Source organism: Streptomyces sp. AgN23, from assembly GCF_001598115.1.
Classification (GTDB): domain Bacteria; phylum Actinomycetota; class Actinomycetes; order Streptomycetales; family Streptomycetaceae; genus Streptomyces; species Streptomyces antimycoticus.
Genome location: NZ_CP007153.1, coordinates 4,726,218 through 4,742,133 on the forward strand (window position 1 = coordinate 4,726,218; position 15,916 = coordinate 4,742,133).

Genomic DNA, 15,916 nt, shown 5'->3' on the forward strand with positions numbered 1-15,916 from the left:
ATCGGACGTGCTGGCCCCGCCCGGGCACTCGTGGGCTTCGTCCGTCAGCCGAGGACGGCCGTGCCTGGCCGCATCGACCGCAGGGCGCCGGGAGGGTGGGCCGCTGGCGCCGTCGTCCGGTACGGGGGCCCGGAACACCAACGACCCACCCGGTCTATGGGTCCGGGGTGCCCGCGACGCAGAGGTAGACCGCGAGCACCAGGAGCGCGGGGATCGCGATGAGCGGCAGGCTCATCCGGGCGGCGCGGAAGACGGACAACGCTGCCCATTCGGCGGAGGCCTGGAGTCGGTGCCTCATTCGCCCTCCTCACATCGGGCCTGCCGCGCAGCCTCCTCGTAGACGCGGAGCAGCCGCTCCCCGGTCTCACACCCGGCGCCGGGGGTCCGGCAGGCGAGGCAGCCCGCGGCGTGTTCGATGGCGGCGCGCCACGCCTCGTCGGCGAGCGGGTCCTTGGCCCCTTCGGCGGTCCACCCGGCGGCCGTCATCGGGTCCGGCCCCGGTCGAGCGCGCGGCGCCTTGCGGCGGCCTCGGTGACGGCGTCGCGCTGGTAGGTCCGGGTGTGGCGCGGGCAGGCGTAGATAGTGCGACCAGCGCCGCTACCGCCATGCTGGATGTCGACGATGACCGGTTCGTCGGTGGGGAGTTCGCAGTGATAGCAGGTCCGGCGGCCCTGCGGGACCGGGCCCAGCTCGGCCCGGTCGGCCTCGGCCAGCGCTCCGCATAGCTTGAAGGCGTCGGTGAGGTAGTGCTCGGCCGAGAGCGGCACGCGCCAGTGGGTGCCGGGGCCCTCCGTCCTGGAGATGGGCGGCACGCCGAGGTAGGTGCTCTCGTCGGTCAGCTCGGTGAGGATGCGGACCTGCCGCAGGCGCCAGCTCTCAGCGGAACCCACCTCGATGAGCCAGTAGAGGGTGCCGTACTTGTCCTGGATGACGGCGCCGGTGTCGTCACCGAGCAGTTCGAGTGCGCGTTGCCCGACGAGGGGCGCGGCCCGCACGGAGTCCCACCATTTGCCTGCGGGTAACGCCTCGACATCCACGGCGGGTGGTGGCGTCCACGGCAAGCGACAGGCGTCGTTCGACTGCACGATTTCTCCCGGCATCATCGGTGAAGGGTTGGCACACATCGAGATTGGCGCTGTGACAGCGATCACGGGATAACCGGCAGGTGTTACCGAGTCGGTAATACGCTCGTTCTTGGTTCGGTACACAGCATCGGTGCGCTTACGATCAACCGGAGTTGAACCACCCATGGACGCCACCACCCCCGGCCCGCTCACCCCAGACGTCCTCGACAGAGACGACCTGCGCCGAGCCCTGGAAGAGCACGACTTCGCCGCAGCGTTCACACTGATCAAAAAATGGGGCGGACTGTCACAGAACCGAATCGCCGCAGCCTGCCAGCTCACCCCGGGCAAGGTCTCCATGATCATGAACGGATCAAGTCGGGTCACTTCCATAGAGGTCATCCGCCGGATCGCGGACGGGCTACGCATCCCCGGACACCTCGTCGGCCTCGCGCCCCGACCATGGGAAAGCACAGACTCCGCGCCCCAAGAACTACGGACAACCCGCCCCCACCCGGAGCAAGCAGATACCGACGCCGTACCGTGGCGGCCAGACGCCACCGTCGACATGGCCGCCAACCTCACCAGGAGCGACCTGATGGATCGCCGAGCCGTGACGCGCGCCCTCGCGGGCATCGCCACCGGTGCGCCGCTTCTCGACACTCTCGACGGGTGGCGCACACCCGCCGCAGCCGACAACCGACCACGTCGCCCCGGCCGCCTGGGCACTCGCGAAGTGGACGAACTGGAGACCACCGCGCGCGCCTTCCGCCAGTGGGGCCGCGCCGGTGGAAGCGGCCTCTACAGAAAGGCCGTCGTAGGTCAGCTCGCTGAGGTGGCTGCCGCCCTCGACGAGCACCAGGCCCCGGCCATCGAACGACGTCTCTACACCGTCATGGCCGAACTCTCAGGCACGGCGGCTTCCATGTCATGGGACATCGGCCAGCAGCGCCGTGCCCAGGACTACTATCGGCTGGCGCTCCGAGCGGCTCACGCCGGTGGCGACACCCTCTTCGGCGCGAACGTGCTGGCGGGCATTGCCCGGCAGATGCTGTACCAAGACCGGCCACACGACGCTTTGGAACTGGTGCGCCTGGCCCAGGACGGGGTGCGCCGCACCGCTGGTTCCAGGTTGCGGGCGATGCTCCACACCCGCGAGGCGTGGGCACTGGCCAGCATGGATCGCCCGTCAGGTTTCCGGCGCGCAACCGCACAGGCCGCCGACGCACTCAGCTCCATTGACCGGAACGAATCCGAGCCGTACTGGATCGGCTACTTCAACGACGCAGAGCTTGCCGGAGTCACCGGAGGCAGACTCCTGGAGATGGCTCGCTCCCAGCCCCGTGCCTACGCGGACCAGGCCGCCGACCACATCCGTGCCGCCCTGGAACAGCGAGGTCCGGAAGCCGGCCGCAGCTATGCCCTCGACTGGATCGGCCTAGCCGAATGCGCCTTCCTCCTGGGCGACACGCAGAGCGCGGCCGACTACTCGCGACGCGCCGTCGACGCCGCGTCCAGCCTTCGCTCCGGTCGCGTGCGCGTACAGCTGGCACAGCTGTACCCCTACACAGTGGGAGACGGCGCACCCCGGGCCGTGGCTGACGTGCGCGGTAGCATCCGGAGCCTGCTGACCGCATAACGAGGAAGGCATGATGACGACGATCGCTGTGACGGGGCACATGGACATCACCGACGCATCGGCGCCGCTGGTGCGAGGGGAGCTGGACAAGATCCTTGCCGCCTATGAGCCCTCCAGCCTGGTCGGAGTGTCATGCATCGCGAAAGGCAGCGACAGCCTCTTTGCGGATGCGGTCCTGGCCGCAGGCGGGCGCCTGGCCGTGGTGATCCCTTCGGAGGACTATCGGCAGGCGAAGGTGAAGCCAGAGCATGCCGAAACCTTCGACCGGCTGGTGGAGGCAGCGGACGAAGTGCTGGTGATGCCTCATGCCACGGCAAGCCGTCAAGCGTACGAAGCGGCGAACGCCGTGCTGTTGGAGCGTGCCGATCGGCTGGTGGCCGTGTGGAACGGCCAGCCGCCCACGGGCAAGGGCGGCGGGACGGCGGACGTGGTGCACCAGGCGCGCGAGGCAGGGGTCCCTGTAGATGTCGTCTGGCCGGACGGGGCATCCCGCCGGGTATGACGAAAGCCCCCTCGCCTGGCCCGAGGGCCAGATGAGGGGGCGTACTTCAGAGGCACCGGCGGTCCGACGCGGGCGCGCCCGGCGATGCCGACGACGGGGTGGCGCACGCCCCGCCGGGCCTACGCGTTCCGGTCGAGCAGGACCGCGGCCGTGAACAGCTCCACGCCCACCGCGATCGAGCCCTCGTCCACATCGAAGTCGCCCGCGTGCAGGTCACGCCGGGTGGTGTCGCCGACCGTGCGCACGCCGAGGCGGGCCATCGCGCCGGGCACCCGCTCCAGGTACCAGGAGAAGTCCTCGCCGCCCAGGGACTGTTCGGTGTCCTCGACCGCGTGCGCGCCACGGCGGGCGATCATGGCGTCCCGCAGCAGCTCGGCGGAGCTCGCCTCGTTGACCACCGGCGGGACCCCGCGGATGTAGTTGATCTCCGACTTGGCGCGGTGCAGGGTGGCGATCTCGTCCACCGCGGCATGCACCAGGTCCGGGGCCTCCCGCCAGGCGGGCAGGTCCAGGCAGCGGACCGTGGCGGACAGCTCGGCGTGCTGCGGGATCACATTGCAGGCGTGGCCCGACTCCACCCGGCCCCAGGTGACGGCCAGGCCCGAGCGGGCGTCGACCCGGCGGGCCAGCAGCGCGGGCACCTCGGTGATCACCTTGGCGGTGGCGGTCACCAGGTCGGTGGTCAGATGGGGGCGCGCGGTGTGGCCGCCCGGCCCGTCCAGCGAGATCTCCAGCCGGTCGCAGGCCGAGGTGATCGGCCCGACCCGCAGCCCGATCCGGCCGACCTCGACCTTCGGGTCGCAGTGCAGCGCCAGGATCCGGCCCACACCGTCCAGCACGCCCGCCTCGATCGCGTCGGCCGCGCCGCCGGGCAGCACCTCCTCGGCGGGCTGGAACAGCAGCCGCACCGGGCGCGCCAGCCGCCCCTCGCGGGCCAGCTCGGCCAGGACCAGACCGGCGCCGAGCACCACGGTGGTGTGCACATCGTGGCCGCAGGCGTGGGCGCGGTCGGCGATGGTCGAGCGGTAGTCGACCGTCTTGGTGTCGGGGATGGGCAGTCCGTCGATGTCCGCGCGCAGGGCCAGCAGGGGCGCTACGCCATCGCGCGGACCGATGTCACAGATGAGGCCGGTGCCGGACGGCAGCACCCGCGGCTCGAGTCCCGCCTGCTCCAGCCGCGCCTTGATCGCGGCGGTGGTGCGGAACTCGCAGTTGCCGAGTTCGGGGTGCATATGTACATCGCGCCGGAAGGCGATGAGCTCGGCACGCAGCTCGTCGGGGAGCGTGCCGGGCAGGGCCGGCGCTTCGGCGGGTGTGGCATCGGTCGCATCGAGGGACATCAATTGCTTCACCTGAAGAAGCGTAGAACGCCAGGTGGGCCCACCGAATGTCGATCAACAAAAATTCAATCTCTTCGGGTACGCAAAAGTACCCGGCCCGGTGCATGATCCCCCTCGTCAGGGGGTATAACAGCCGATTTCGCGGCTGGTCGCGGGTGAGAAGCGCCACACGGCCGTCCGGGCGATGAGCTCAGGACGCCGCGACCGGTGCCGCGGGCGAACCCGGGCTCCCCGGCGGAGCCGGATCCCTCGGCGGGACCGAACCCTTCGGCGGAGCCGGGTCCGTCGGCGGCCCCGTGTTCAGCCGGCGCACATCGCGGGCCGTCCCGGTGACCCCGGACAGAAAGCCCTGGGCGCGCGGGGAGGCGTTGCTGGTCAGCCAGGCGGGGTCCACATCGCAGACCGCGACCTGCACGCCGGTGCCCACGAGCGCGAGCGGCAGGGTGTGCACCACGGTCGAGGGGAAGCTCACGATCGTGTGGCCGATGGGGCCTCGGCGGGCTATCAGCTCGAGCGGCAGATCGGGCCGTACGATCTCCAGACCCACCTCGGCCGAGACCCGGTGCAGCTTCTCGGCGCTCTCGCGGCGGTGGGCGAAGTAGCGGGTGGCGCCATGGGCGCGGGCCAGCGAGCCGACCGCCTCCAGATAGCGCTCCAGGTCCACCACGCCCGTCTCCACCAGGGAGGTCCCGACCAGGTCGGTGCCTCCGGTGAGCCGGGGCGGGCCGAACCGGGCCCGGGTCCAGGCGAAGTCGTTGGCGGTGATGGTGACCCCGTCGGGCGCCTCCACCGGCATCGAGCTGAAGACCTCGACCCGGCGCTTGGCACCCGGGGTGAGGCGACGGCGCGCGGTGGCGGAGACCGGCGCGAACACCATGTCGCGCGGCCCCCGGTTGCCGCGCCGGTGCCAGCGCACCAGGGGCTCGCCCTTGGCGAGCTGGGAGATGAACTCCATGGTGGCCGTGCCGTCGTCCACCACGACCAAGTCCTTGGCGCGGGTGAGGGTCAGCAGGAGCTGGACATAGCGGGAGAACGGATCGCCTATCACGATCCGCGCGGCCCGGCGCAGCGGTCCGCGCAGCCCGCCGATGGTCTTGACCGGCGCACCGGCCCCGCCCCGCGCGTCCTCCCAGCGCACGGCGAAGCCCTCGTCCCGCGCCAGCTCGGCCATCCGGCGCAGCTGGCCGCGGGTCATCGGGTCGTGCGGGGAGAGCACCACCACGGTGAGGTCCTGGGGGGCCGTGGCCTCCGGACCCTGGGCTCGCTGGACGTCGGCGTACGCCCACTCCAGCACGTTCAGCAGCTGAACCGGGCTCTCGACGAAGGCGAGTGTGGCCGGAGGGGCAAGGGGGGCAGCGGAGACCATCGCACCGTCCAAAGGCAGGGCCCGGAAGCGGCGGGCAGCCCCTGACGCGTCAGAGGTGCCCGCCGCTTCCGGGCGAGGGCCGGGCACACCGGCCGGAGGATTCACGGCAGAGTGCCTCAGACCGCGGCGGGCTCGCGGTCGGCGGAGTCGGACTCGGCGACGACGCCCGCGACACGGCGGAGCTTCTTCATCGGGCCGAGCTCGCTCTCGTAGACCTTCTTGACGCCGTCACCGAGGGACTCCTCGATGGTGCGGATGTCCCGCACCAGCCGCGTCAGGCCCTGCGGCTCGACGGAGGCGGCCTGGTCCGAGCCCCACATGGCGCGGTCGAGGGTGATGTGGCGCTCGACGAACGCGGCACCCAGGGCGACGGCGGCGAGAGTGGTCTGCAGACCGGTCTCGTGGCCGGAGTAGCCGATCGGCACGTTGGGGTACTCGGCCTGCAGCGTGTTGATCACGCGCAGGTTCAGCTCCTCGGCCTTGGCCGGGTACGTGGAGGTGGCGTGGCACAGCAGGATGTTGTCGCTGCCCAGCACCTCCACCGCGTGGCGGATCTGCTTGGGGGTGGACATGCCCGTCGACAGGATGACGGTGCGGCCGGTCGCCCGCAGGGCGCGCAGCAGCTCGTCGTCGGTCAGCGAGGCCGAGGCCACCTTGTGGGCCGGGACGTCGAACTTCTCCAGGAAGGCGACGGCCTCGGTGTCCCACGGGGAGGCGAACCAGTCGATGCCGCGCTTCTTGCAGTGCTCGGAGATGGCGGTGTACTCGTCCTCGCCGAACTCCACGCGGTGGCGGTAGTCGATGTAGGTCATCCGGCCCCAGGGGGTGTCACGCTCGATGTCCCACTGGTCGCGGGGGGTGCAGATCTCCGGGGTTCGCTTCTGGAACTTGACCGCGTCACAGCCGGCCTCGGCGGCGGCGTCGATCAGCCGACACGCGTTCTCCAGGTCGCCGTTGTGGTTGATGCCGATCTCACCGGTGATGTAGACCGGGTGGCCGGGGCCGGCGATCTTGTCACCGAGGGTGCGGAGGCGAGAGTTGGAGCTCACTTAAGACAGTTCCTTTCCGAGAATCCACGAGGCGATCTCGCGGATCGCGCCGTCCCCTCCGGGGGTGGAGGTGACCGCACGTGCGGCGCCGCGCACGACGTCGTGCGCACCTGCGACCGCCACGGGCCAGCCGACGAGGCCGAAGCACGGGAGGTCGTTGACGTCGTTGCCGACGTAGAGCACGCGCTCCGGCGCGATGCCCTGCTCCTCGCACCACTGCTTCAGTGCGAGATCTTTTCGGTCGATGCCGTGGAGCACGGGGACCTGGAGTTTGCGGGCCCGTGCGGCGACGACCGGGTTCTTTTCCGTGGACAGGATCAACAGCGCCAGCTCTGCGCGGCGCAGGGCGGCGATCCCGAGCCCGTCGCCGCGGTGCACGGCCACGAGTTCGCGTCCTTCGGAGTCGACCAGCACCCTGTCGTCGGTCTGAGTGCCGTCGAAGTCGAGTACCACCGCGTCGATGTCGTCACGTGTCGGCAGGTGAGCGCGGGCGCCCGGCCGCTCTGCGTCGAGCAGCGGGGCGAGCGCGCGGGCGCGGGCCAGATCGTGCGGATCGTCGATCTCCAGCACCCGGGCGGGGTCGGTGCGCACCAGGTCGGTGCGGCCGAAGAAGCGGTGCCCGGCCTCGCGGAAGCCGCGGGCGTCCATCGCGTAGGCGGCGCCGGTCTCCAGGAAGTCCTGGGGGCGGTCCTGGCGGCGCGGGCGGTAGGACTTGTCGTGGTTGACGCCGTCGCCGCCCGCCGCGTCTCCTTGGCGGTCTTCCCCCTCGCGCCAGACGAAGCCGTGGAAGGGGGCCACGGTCAGGGCGGTGTCGGCGCCCTTCTCGGCGACCGCCGCGGCCACCCCGTCGATGTCCTCGCGGATGATGAACGGGCTGGTGCACTGCACCAGGAGGACCACGTCCACGATGGTGTCGTACGACGCCTCGTACGCGTCCATGGCGTGGATCACCGCGGCCTCGCTGGTGGCGGTGTCACCGGCGATGTCGGTGGGCCGCTGGATGACCACGGCGCCCGCACCGCGGGCGGCGGCGGCGATCCCGGCGTCGTCGGTGGAGACGACCACGTCGGTCACCAGCCGGCTGGCCCGGCACTCCATGACGGCGCGAACGACCAGCGGCACGCCTCCCACGGCGGCGAGGTTCTTCGCGGGGACGCCCTTCGACCCGCCGCGGGCGGGGATCACGGCGAGCACGCACGGGCTCGGGGCGGTCATGGCGGCTCCTTCAGGGGTTGCAGAGGTGATCGAGGCCGTCCCGGCCTCCTCTTGGTTCGCGTCGCTCACAGCCGTCCCTTTGCTCGCTTCTCCGTCCACGCGGCGCAGAGGCGCGGGCATCGCCGTCGGCTGCGACCCGGCGGCCGCGCGCACTTCCCCAGCTACCGCTGGGCGGTGCCCCCTGCTCACAGCTCCCCCATCCGCCGGATGACCGGGGCCACCCGCTGCACGCCGTGGCGGTAGGCACCGCGGGCCGCTTCGCGCATCGTGTTGCGCACCACCCGCCGCAGCGCCGAAACCTGCGCCTCGTCCTCGGCCGAGGCCCCGGGGCGGGGCGAGCCGTCCGGCTCGAAGCCGTACCGGGCGAGCCGGCCGGGCAGATAACCGGGCGCGGTGGTGGGGGTGTAGAAGGGGGCGAGCGGCGGGAGGGTCGGTGCGGCGGCCAGCCCGGCTACCCGCTCCCGCGCGGCGTCGAACCAGGTCTCGTACGGCCCGTCGGCGGCGACGCCCTGGCGGCCGAGCCACTCGGCGTTCGGCTCCGGCAGGTGCCCGGCGTCGAGCTGGTCCCAGGAGGCGAGACAGCCGGAGCCGAGGAAGTGGTGGTTGCCGAGCGTCTCCCGCACCCCGAGGTCGGTGAGGACGGCGGTCGGTATGGAGCGGTGCAGCGACTCCAGGGCGGCCGTGGAGCTGACCGTGACCAGCAGGTCCGCGGTGTCCAGGACCTCGCCCATGTTCCCGTAGGCGAGCCGGAAGTTGGCGGGCAGATCGTCGCCGAACTTGGCGATCAGCTTCTGGTAGGGAAGCTCTTCGATATGCGTGGTGTGCTCGCCCGGCTTGCTGCGCAGCTTGACCACGACCTCGCGGTCCGGATGGCGGCGCGCGTGCTCCACCGCGCGGCGCAGCAGATAGGTGCGGTCGGCGCGGTTGTCCGGGACGGACGGCTGGACGGCGAAGACGACCGTGCCACCGGGGTACTTCCGCCCCAGCCGCGCCTTCGGGTCGTAGCGGTCGCCGCCGAGGAAGGGCAGCGCGCATTCGACGACGCTGTTCCCGTCGGCGCCGACGCCCGTGTAGACGTCGCGGAAGCGGTCCGCGTCATGGCGGGAGTTGGCCAGCACCACATCGGCGCCGTGGCGCAGCAGCAGACCGTCGGCCAGCTTCTCGTAGACGACACCGACATAGCCGGTGACGACCACGGGGCGGCGCTCGTCGTCCTGCCAGGCGTGGCGCAGTCCGTGCAGCATGGCCTGGACGGCGCCGCCGACGAGGGAGAGCACGATCACGTCATAGCGCTCGCGGTCCACCGCCCGTACGAATTCCACGCCCGTGACCTCGCGCATCGCGTCGGCGCGCACCCCGACCTCGGTGAGCTGCCGGGCGGTCGGCGTGGCGCGGCCGCGCAGCAGGAAGCCGTCGAGGCGACGGCCCGAGGCTGAACCCGACTCGTCCGGTACGAGGCGATGCGCGGTGAGCGCGCCCCATTTCCACCGGGTGTCGGAGTCGGCGAGCACGGCGACTCGCACAGGGGGTTGGGTACGTGAGGACACGTCGCAGACGCTAGGAAGCGTTGTCGATTCACGGCCCAACGCAAGAGCAACAAAGGGTTAACAGAACATCGACGATTGGAGAATCGGCTGGCCGGAGCGGCGGGTTAACCGTTCCGACGTGTTTCGTTCACCTCTACGTACACCCTAGGTCAAGACGAATGCCGAACAGCGACCTAGCGTCACCCGCGTGGTTAAGCTCTCCGTCATCGTGCCGTTCTACAACGTGCAGACCTATGCCCCCGACACGCTCAGAAGTCTGCGCGCGAACGCGCGTGAGGACTTCGAATTCATTCTCGTCGACGACTGTGCCACCGACGGGACGCCGGAGATCCTGGAGCGCGCCGAACGCGACCTTCCGGGGGCCGTCTATGTACGGCATGAGAAGAACGGTGGGCTGGCCACCGCCCGGAACACCGGCCTGGACAAATCCACCGGCGAGTACATCACCTTCCTCGACGGCGACGACTGGCTCGCCCCCGGCTACTACGAGCAAGTGCTCGCGGCGATGGAGGACTTGGGGTGCGACTTCGTCCGCACCGACCATGTCCAGTGCACCGCGCGAGCCCGCTCGATCACCCGGGTGCCGCACGGCCGCCGCGATGTGGTGATGAACCCGCGGGACGCGATCCTCCCGGCCGACCGCTCCACCTCCGTCGACTACCCCTATGCCTGGGCGGGCATGTACCACCGCCGCCTGGCCGACGAGGGGCTGCTGCACTTCACCCACGGGCTGCGCACCGCCGAGGACCGGCCCTGGATCTGGCGGCTGCACCGCGAGGCCCGCAGTTTCGCCGTCCTCGGCGTGCACGGGGTGTTCTACCGGCGCGGCGTCTCCTCCTCGCTCACCCAGATCGGGGATGTGCGCCAACTCGACTTCATTCGCGCATTCGATCAGGTCATCGAGGAAACCGCGCGGGACCGCGACGCCGACGCACTACTGCCGAAGGCCGTCCGCACCTACTGCGCGATCATTTCCCACCACCTGGGCAACATCGAGAGATTCGAACCACAAGTGGCCCGCAAACTCCGATCCATGTCGGCGGCGGCGATGAAACGCATGCCCCAGGACGTATTGAAGGACGCACTGGATTCCATGGACTACGAGCGCGCCGCACGCCTGCGGCGAGTCAAGCGCCGGCCCGCCGGGGCGGAGGTGGCGGCCTGATGTCCGCCTACAAGCCGCTGGCGGAGCGCAAGCGCACCCAGATCTTCCTCGCCTCGACCCTGTACGGGGCGGCGACCCTCGCGGCCGCGATCGACGCGGACAGCGTCGGCCCGGCCGACCGCCGGCTGCTGCTGATCAGCAATAACGCCGCGACGCCGGAGACCACCCCGCCGGTCGACGAGATGCCCGGCTTCGAGCGGCTGCGCGGCCGCTTCGACCGGGTGCTGTCCTGGAACGAGGCGATCTCGCCGTTCCACCCCGGCGGCTGGGCCCCGCGCCTGGACGACGCCCCGCTGTGGGAGCGCCATCTGCGGCTGCTGTGGAACCTGGGCGACGACAGCATCGAGCTGGTCCTGGAGTCCATCCAGGTCAACCCGGCGATGGCGGTCGCCAATGTCTTCCAGGGCGCGCCCATCGACGTCTACGCCGACGGTCTGATGAGCTACGGCCCGACCCGCAACAAGCTGGACCCGCTGATCGGCACCCGCATCCGCCGGCTGCTCCACCTGGACCTGGTGCCCGGGCTGCGGCCGCTGCTGCTGACCGAGTTCGGCGTCGAACCGGAGATCCTGCCGACCGAGGTGTTCACCAAGGTGCTCACCGAGATCGCCGAGGCCGCCCCGCGCGGTGTGGTCTCCGCCAGCGAGCGGATCGCCGTCGGAGGTGGCCCGGCGCTGATGCTCGGGCAGTATCTGTCCGCGCTGGACATCCTCACTCCGCAGGAGGAGGAAGAGCTGCATGTGCGGATGTTGCGCGGCGCCGTGGCGCTGGGCCACCGCAGCGTCGTCTTCAAGCCGCACCCCACCGCCCCGGCCCGCTGGTCTCGGATGCTGGAGAAGAAGGCCGCGGAGCTGGGCGCGGAGCTGACCGTCATGGACACCCCGGTCCTGGCCGAGGTGCTGTACCAGCGGATGAGCCCGGCCCTGGTCATCGGCTGCTTCTCCACCGCGCTGCTCACCGCCGACGTCTTCTACGGGCTGCCGGTGGCCCGGATCGGCACCGATACGCTGCTGGAGCGGCTCACCCCGTACCAGAACAGCAACCGCGTGCCGGTGACGATCGCGGACGCGCTGCTGCCCGACCTCGAGGACCACAAAGCGGTGGCCGCGGCCCAGCCGGTCGACGAGCGGGCGGGCAAGCGGCTGACCGGACTGATCACCGCGGTCGGCTTCTGCATGCAGGCCAAGATCTACCCGGAGCTGCGGCCCGCCGCCGAGCGCTATCTGGCCGCCCACCTGGACAACCAGACCTGGCGCTACTTCAAGAAGCGCCGGCTGACCGCGCTCGCCCTGCCCGGGGCGGTCCCCTCGCAGCTCGCCTTCATCCCGCGCAATGAGACGGTGCGCAAGGTCGCCCGCCGGGCCCGGGCCATCAAGCGGGCCGCCCTCAAGCGGACGGTCACCGGATGAGCGCGCCGCCCGCCCCCGACGCCGGGCCGATATCCCCCGCGGCGGCGACGGCCCCCACGCCGACGCCGCCGCACGCCCCCGATCTCGCTCTGGAGCGATCCGCCGAGCGCACCGCCAAGGCGGCCGCGCGCGGCGGCGGCCATCCGGTGCGGCTGCGCGCGCTGGACGGGCTGCGACTGCTCGCCGCGCTCATGGTGGCCGCGTACCACTACGGCGGCCGCGACGGTGAGATAGCCCAGGCGTGGGGCTCCTCGCCCCGCGCCCAGTTCCCCACCCTGTCCAGCGCCTTCGCCTACGGCTGTCTGGGCGTCCAGATCTTCTTCGTCATCAGCGGCTTCGTCATCTGCATGAGCGGATGGGGACGGCCGCTGCGCTCCTTCTTCGCCTCGCGCGTCTCCCGCCTCTACCCCGCCTACTGGGTCGCGATCATCCTGGTGACCGCCGTCTTCGCGCTCCCCTGGGTCACCTACCAGGCGGTGTCGCCCAGCGACGCGCTGGTCAACCTCACCATGCTGCAGCAGCCGCTCGGGGTGGACCGGGTGCTGGGCGTGTGCTGGACGCTCTGGGCCGAGCTGCGGTTCTACGCCCTCTTCGCGCTGTTCGTGGTGCTGCCGGGCGCGACCCGGCACCGGGTGGTGCTCTTCTGCGCCGTCTGGACGCTGGGCTCGGCGTTCGCCGAGGCGGCGAACCTGCCGCTGCTGGACGTCGTCCTGATGCCGGAGTACTCCTCGTACTTCATCGGCGGCGTGGGCATCTATCTGCTCCACCGCTTCGGCCACGACGCCCTGTCCTGGGGCATCATCGGGATCAGCTTCCTGATCGGCCAGCACTACGCGATCCGCGAGCTGTGGCACCCGGCCAACATCGACGCCTTCTCCTACCGCTCGGCCGTCGGCATCATCGGGGTGGTCGCCTTCGGCTATGTGGCGGTGACGCTGATCGCGCTGAACAAGCTGAACTGGGCGAACTGGCGCTGGCTGACCGTCGCGGGCGCGCTGACCTACCCGTTCTATCTGGTCCATGAGCATCTGGGCTGGGTGGTCGTCTGGGTCCTCCACCAGAAGCTGGGCATCCCGTCCTACGGGACGTTCGCCCTGACCGTGCTGGTGATGCTGGGCCTCGCGTGGCTGCTCTACCGCTTCGTCGAACAGAAGCTCACCCCGGTGATCAAGCGCTCGCTGACCACGGTGCGGCTCTGAAAGAGCGACCCGGGGTCGGTCCCGTGGTCAGAATTCGAGAACGATGCGGCCCCGTGTCCCACCGGCCTCCAGCAGCCGGTGACCGCGCTCACGGCGGCCACCGCATGGGAGCAGGCGCCGGCGGCGCCCGGCTGGGAGGGGCCACCGGTGTGGGTGCACTCCGATCTGATGCCGGGCAACCTGCTGGTCGCGGACGGCCGGCTGGTGGGGCTCCGCCCCAGCCCCCGACGCCCGGGGGCGAAGCCCCCTGGCAACGGGGAGGGTCGGGCGGGGGCGGACTTTTCCCCTCCCCGCCCCTTCCCGAAACCGGGGCTCCGCCCCGGCCCCGCTCCTCAAGCGCCGGAGGGGCTGGATTGCGGGTTCTGCCCTGGGGCCTGGTTCCTTAGGTGCGGGTGGGGCTGGATTGCGGGTTCTGCCCTGGGCCTGGTGCCGGCGCGGCCGACCCCGCCACCGGCCCCGGCGGCTGTTCGCCGACCGCGGCTACGACTACGACAAGTACCGGCGCCTCGTCCGAGCTCGAGGAATCACCCCCAAGATCGCTCGACGCGGCGCCCCGCACGGCTCTGGCCTGGGCAAGACCCGCTGGGCGGTAGGCGGACGTTCGCCTGGCTCCACCAGTTCAAACGACTCCGCATCCGCTGCGAGATACGCGCCGACCTACACCTCGCACTACTCCAACTCGCCTGCAGCATCATCAGCTTGAGACGACTCAGAACCTCATCCTGAAACGATCAGCAAGAGCCGGCGGGCGGGGCAAAGGATTCACACGAGTGGGGTCGTGGCAAGCGGAACCGTGGAACCGTTCGCTCATAGGTCCAGCATGGTCGCAACCAGTTCGCGGCGGCTGCGGACACCGGTCTTCGCGAAGACGCTCTTCAGGTGATCCTGCACGGTGGCTGCGGTGATATGCAGTTCCATGGCGATGGCCCGCGAGGGCAGGCCGGCGACGACCCTCGCCAGGACGTCCCGCTCGCGCGGCGTGAGCCCGTACGCGAGCAGCAGCACCTCGGCCACGTCGGCGGCCGGCGCCGGGTGCATCGTCACGGCGAGGGGCGCCGGGCACTGGCCACCGCTCAGCGGCGAGGCGTGGACCGAGAGCCACCGGCCCGACCGGCCACGGATCCGCCCGTAGGCCGGCAGCGCCGTGCCTCTCCCCCGTGCGGCGACCTCCAGGACCGCGATGGGCAGCTCCGCCCCGGACCAGGCCAGTTCGTCCCGCCAGAGTTTCGCGGCCGGATTCTCCGAGAGCAGCCGCAGGTCCTGATCGAGCAGGAGCACACCCGCCTCGGCCGGGCCGGGAGCGGAGTCGGCGGGCGCCCGGTGGACGGCCCGGCGCAGGGCCGCGGCCACCGGGGCGGACAGCCGCCGCAGAACGTCGACGTCGGCCGGGGTGAAATCGGGGCGCCCGCCGCCGCCGAACAGGGCGATGGCGCCCCAGCACCGGCGGTCCACCACGAAGCTCGCCCGCAGCTCGTGCCGCGCGTCGATCATCGGGAGCACAGCACGGTACCGGTGGCTGGACTCCGGGTCACCGCCGGTGGCCGCACCGAGCGTGCCTGCGGGCACCTCGGAGCGGGCGAGCGCCGCGAACTTCAGTACGTCGTCCACCAGGTACTCGTTGTGCGCGGCGGCTGCGGCCGCGGCCGGTGTGAGCCCGGCACTCACGTCGTCGGTGATCAACAACGTGGTGGGGTCGATCGTGCCGAAACAGTAGGAGTCGGCCGGGACAAGCCGCGTCAGCCGCTCGGCGATCCGGCGTCGCAGCTCCCGGGAGCCGAGGTCGAGACGGCAGATCGCCTCGATATCACGCACGGTCTCGCGCCGGGCCACCAGGGAACTCACCGGCCGAACGGTACCCCAGAAGTGTGGGATGCCCGTATGGCTGCTCCGGTGCCTACCCTCAGTCCGGAAACCGGAAGACAGAGGCACAGGAGGTATCGCGGCATGTCCCCGTCCATGCTCACCGTCGGACTTGATCCCGCGCTGGTGGACGACGCGCCCTCGTCGCGGGCGGCGTTCCCCGAGCTCGACGCCGAAGCGGTCCGGGCGGGCGTGGCCGCCGAGCGGGCCCGGCTCGCGGAACTCGGCATCACAGTCGACGTCTGCCTGCTCGACTACGGCCGCACGGCCGAGGCGGTCTACCGCGCCGCGCTGTCCCGGAAGGACTACGACATCGTGATGATCGGCGCCGGCGTCCGGCTGGACCCGGCGCTGACCCCGCTCTTCGAGGCCCTGGTCGACATCACCCACGAACTGGCACCCGGTGCGAAGCTCTGCTTCAACGTGAGCCCGTCGACAACCGTCGAGGCCGTCCAGCGGTGGTGGCCCGAACGCAAGCCACTCGTCTAGTACTTCATCCGGACTCATCCATCAGTGCTGGTCAACCCCGTGCGCAGGGGACCAGCGGCTGGAGACCCGTCA

Annotated in this window: 15 protein-coding genes and 2 pseudogenes; 8 read left to right on the forward strand and 9 right to left on the reverse strand. The window is 70.9% G+C overall.

All coding sequences use genetic code 11. The features are described 5' to 3' along the window. Positions 1–154: 154 nt before the first annotated feature. Genes AS97_RS20275 through AS97_RS20285 form a run of 3 tightly spaced genes read right to left on the reverse strand, consistent with a single transcriptional unit; the run spans position 155 to position 1,103 of the window. Entirely contained in the window at positions 155–298 is a 144-nt protein-coding gene (locus AS97_RS20275; RefSeq protein WP_185930418.1) for a hypothetical protein, read from the reverse strand. Next, positions 295–486 carry a hypothetical protein gene (locus AS97_RS20280; protein ID WP_059143517.1) on the reverse strand — a complete coding sequence of 64 codons (192 nt, stop codon included), beginning with the start codon at positions 484–486 and terminating at the stop codon, positions 295–297. Before AS97_RS20280 ends, AS97_RS20275 begins: the two co-directional genes overlap by 4 nt. Next, entirely contained in the window at positions 483–1,103 is a 621-nt protein-coding gene (locus AS97_RS20285; protein ID WP_247204435.1) for a hypothetical protein, read from the reverse strand. Before AS97_RS20285 ends, AS97_RS20280 begins: the two co-directional genes overlap by 4 nt. Positions 1,104–1,248: 145 nt before the next feature. Between AS97_RS20285 and AS97_RS20290 the strand changes: the two genes are divergently transcribed. Both AS97_RS20290 and AS97_RS20295 read left to right on the forward strand, forming a co-directional pair. Further along, positions 1,249–2,703, forward strand: a complete 1,455-nt coding sequence (locus tag AS97_RS20290) for a helix-turn-helix domain-containing protein (protein WP_125759942.1) — start codon at positions 1,249–1,251, stop codon at positions 2,701–2,703. 13 nt (positions 2,704–2,716) lie between these two features. Next, entirely contained in the window at positions 2,717–3,205 is a 489-nt protein-coding gene (locus AS97_RS20295; RefSeq protein ID WP_086709530.1) for a hypothetical protein, read from the forward strand. Between the two features lie 119 nt (positions 3,206–3,324). Here AS97_RS20295 and AS97_RS20300 read toward each other — a convergent pair whose 3' ends face one another. The 5 genes from AS97_RS20300 to AS97_RS20320 all read right to left on the reverse strand — a co-directional run bounded on the left by AS97_RS20300 (position 3,325) and on the right by AS97_RS20320 (position 9,686). After that, a complete protein-coding gene (locus AS97_RS20300) occupies positions 3,325–4,545 on the reverse strand; it encodes an amidohydrolase (protein ID WP_059143520.1) in 1,221 nt (406 codons plus the stop codon). A gap of 190 nt (positions 4,546–4,735) precedes the next feature. Continuing rightward, entirely contained in the window at positions 4,736–5,911 is a 1,176-nt protein-coding gene (locus AS97_RS20305) for a hypothetical protein (protein ID WP_086709529.1), read from the reverse strand. A 116-nt stretch (positions 5,912–6,027) separates the two neighbouring features. Next, positions 6,028–6,960 (reverse strand): N-acetylneuraminate synthase family protein, encoded by a 933-nt coding sequence (locus AS97_RS20310; protein WP_125759936.1) that lies wholly within the window; start codon positions 6,958–6,960, stop codon positions 6,028–6,030. Beyond that, positions 6,961–8,175 (reverse strand): acylneuraminate cytidylyltransferase, encoded by a 1,215-nt coding sequence (locus tag AS97_RS20315; protein WP_210565400.1) that lies wholly within the window; start codon positions 8,173–8,175, stop codon positions 6,961–6,963. It lies immediately after the preceding gene. A 185-nt stretch (positions 8,176–8,360) separates the two neighbouring features. After that, entirely contained in the window at positions 8,361–9,686 is a 1,326-nt protein-coding gene (locus tag AS97_RS20320; protein WP_197049060.1) for a DUF6716 putative glycosyltransferase, read from the reverse strand. Positions 9,687–9,909: 223 nt separating this feature from the next. Between AS97_RS20320 and AS97_RS20325 the strand changes: the two genes are divergently transcribed. From AS97_RS20325 to AS97_RS20345, 5 genes and pseudogenes are all read left to right on the forward strand, one after another. Beyond that, positions 9,910–10,887: a glycosyltransferase family 2 protein gene (locus AS97_RS20325; protein ID WP_137966152.1), complete on the forward strand. Its 978-nt coding sequence runs from the start codon at positions 9,910–9,912 to the stop codon at positions 10,885–10,887. Next, a complete protein-coding gene (locus AS97_RS20330; RefSeq protein WP_059143526.1) occupies positions 10,887–12,296 on the forward strand; it encodes a polysialyltransferase family glycosyltransferase in 1,410 nt (469 codons plus the stop codon). The genes AS97_RS20325 and AS97_RS20330 overlap by 1 nt, the downstream gene beginning before the upstream one ends. Continuing rightward, positions 12,293–13,495 carry an acyltransferase gene (locus tag AS97_RS20335; RefSeq protein WP_210565401.1) on the forward strand — a complete coding sequence of 401 codons (1,203 nt, stop codon included), beginning with the start codon at positions 12,293–12,295 and terminating at the stop codon, positions 13,493–13,495. The genes AS97_RS20330 and AS97_RS20335 overlap by 4 nt, the downstream gene beginning before the upstream one ends. 93 nt (positions 13,496–13,588) lie before the next feature. Continuing rightward, positions 13,589–13,699, forward strand: a pseudogene (locus tag AS97_RS20340) (phosphotransferase); the annotation flags it as partial. 226 nt (positions 13,700–13,925) lie between these two features. After that, positions 13,926–14,221 (forward strand): annotated as a pseudogene (locus tag AS97_RS20345) (transposase); the annotation flags it as partial. A gap of 81 nt (positions 14,222–14,302) precedes the next feature. On the opposite strand, the gene AS97_RS20350 reads toward AS97_RS20345, so the two are convergent. Further along, positions 14,303–15,337 (reverse strand): helix-turn-helix transcriptional regulator, encoded by a 1,035-nt coding sequence (locus AS97_RS20350; protein ID WP_125761702.1) that lies wholly within the window; start codon positions 15,335–15,337, stop codon positions 14,303–14,305. 102 nt (positions 15,338–15,439) lie between these two features. Between AS97_RS20350 and AS97_RS20355 the strand changes: the two genes are divergently transcribed. Then, entirely contained in the window at positions 15,440–15,844 is a 405-nt protein-coding gene (locus AS97_RS20355) for a hypothetical protein (protein WP_086710661.1), read from the forward strand. The last annotated feature ends 72 nt before the right edge of the window (positions 15,845–15,916 follow it).

Bases quoted from the DNA above. Each gene is read 5' to 3' on its own strand.
- AS97_RS20275 (WP_185930418.1), bottom strand. From the start codon at position 298: ATGAGGCACCGACTCCAGGCCTCCGCCGAATGGGCAGCGTTGTCCGTC.
- AS97_RS20280 (WP_059143517.1), bottom strand. From the start codon at position 486: ATGACGGCCGCCGGGTGGACCGCCGAAGGGGCCAAGGACCCGCTCGCC.
- AS97_RS20285 (WP_247204435.1), bottom strand. From the start codon at position 1,103: ATGATGCCGGGAGAAATCGTGCAGTCGAACGACGCCTGTCGCTTGCCG.
- AS97_RS20290 (WP_125759942.1), top strand. From the start codon at position 1,249: ATGGACGCCACCACCCCCGGCCCGCTCACCCCAGACGTCCTCGACAGA.
- AS97_RS20295 (WP_086709530.1), top strand. From the start codon at position 2,717: ATGACGACGATCGCTGTGACGGGGCACATGGACATCACCGACGCATCG.
- AS97_RS20300 (WP_059143520.1), bottom strand. From the start codon at position 4,545: ATGTCCCTCGATGCGACCGATGCCACACCCGCCGAAGCGCCGGCCCTG.
- AS97_RS20305 (WP_086709529.1), bottom strand. From the start codon at position 5,911: ATGGTCTCCGCTGCCCCCCTTGCCCCTCCGGCCACACTCGCCTTCGTC.
- AS97_RS20315 (WP_210565400.1), bottom strand. From the start codon at position 8,175: ATGACCGCCCCGAGCCCGTGCGTGCTCGCCGTGATCCCCGCCCGCGGC.
- AS97_RS20330 (WP_059143526.1), top strand. From the start codon at position 10,887: ATGTCCGCCTACAAGCCGCTGGCGGAGCGCAAGCGCACCCAGATCTTC.
- AS97_RS20335 (WP_210565401.1), top strand. From the start codon at position 12,293: ATGAGCGCGCCGCCCGCCCCCGACGCCGGGCCGATATCCCCCGCGGCG.
- AS97_RS20355 (WP_086710661.1), top strand. From the start codon at position 15,440: ATGTCCCCGTCCATGCTCACCGTCGGACTTGATCCCGCGCTGGTGGAC.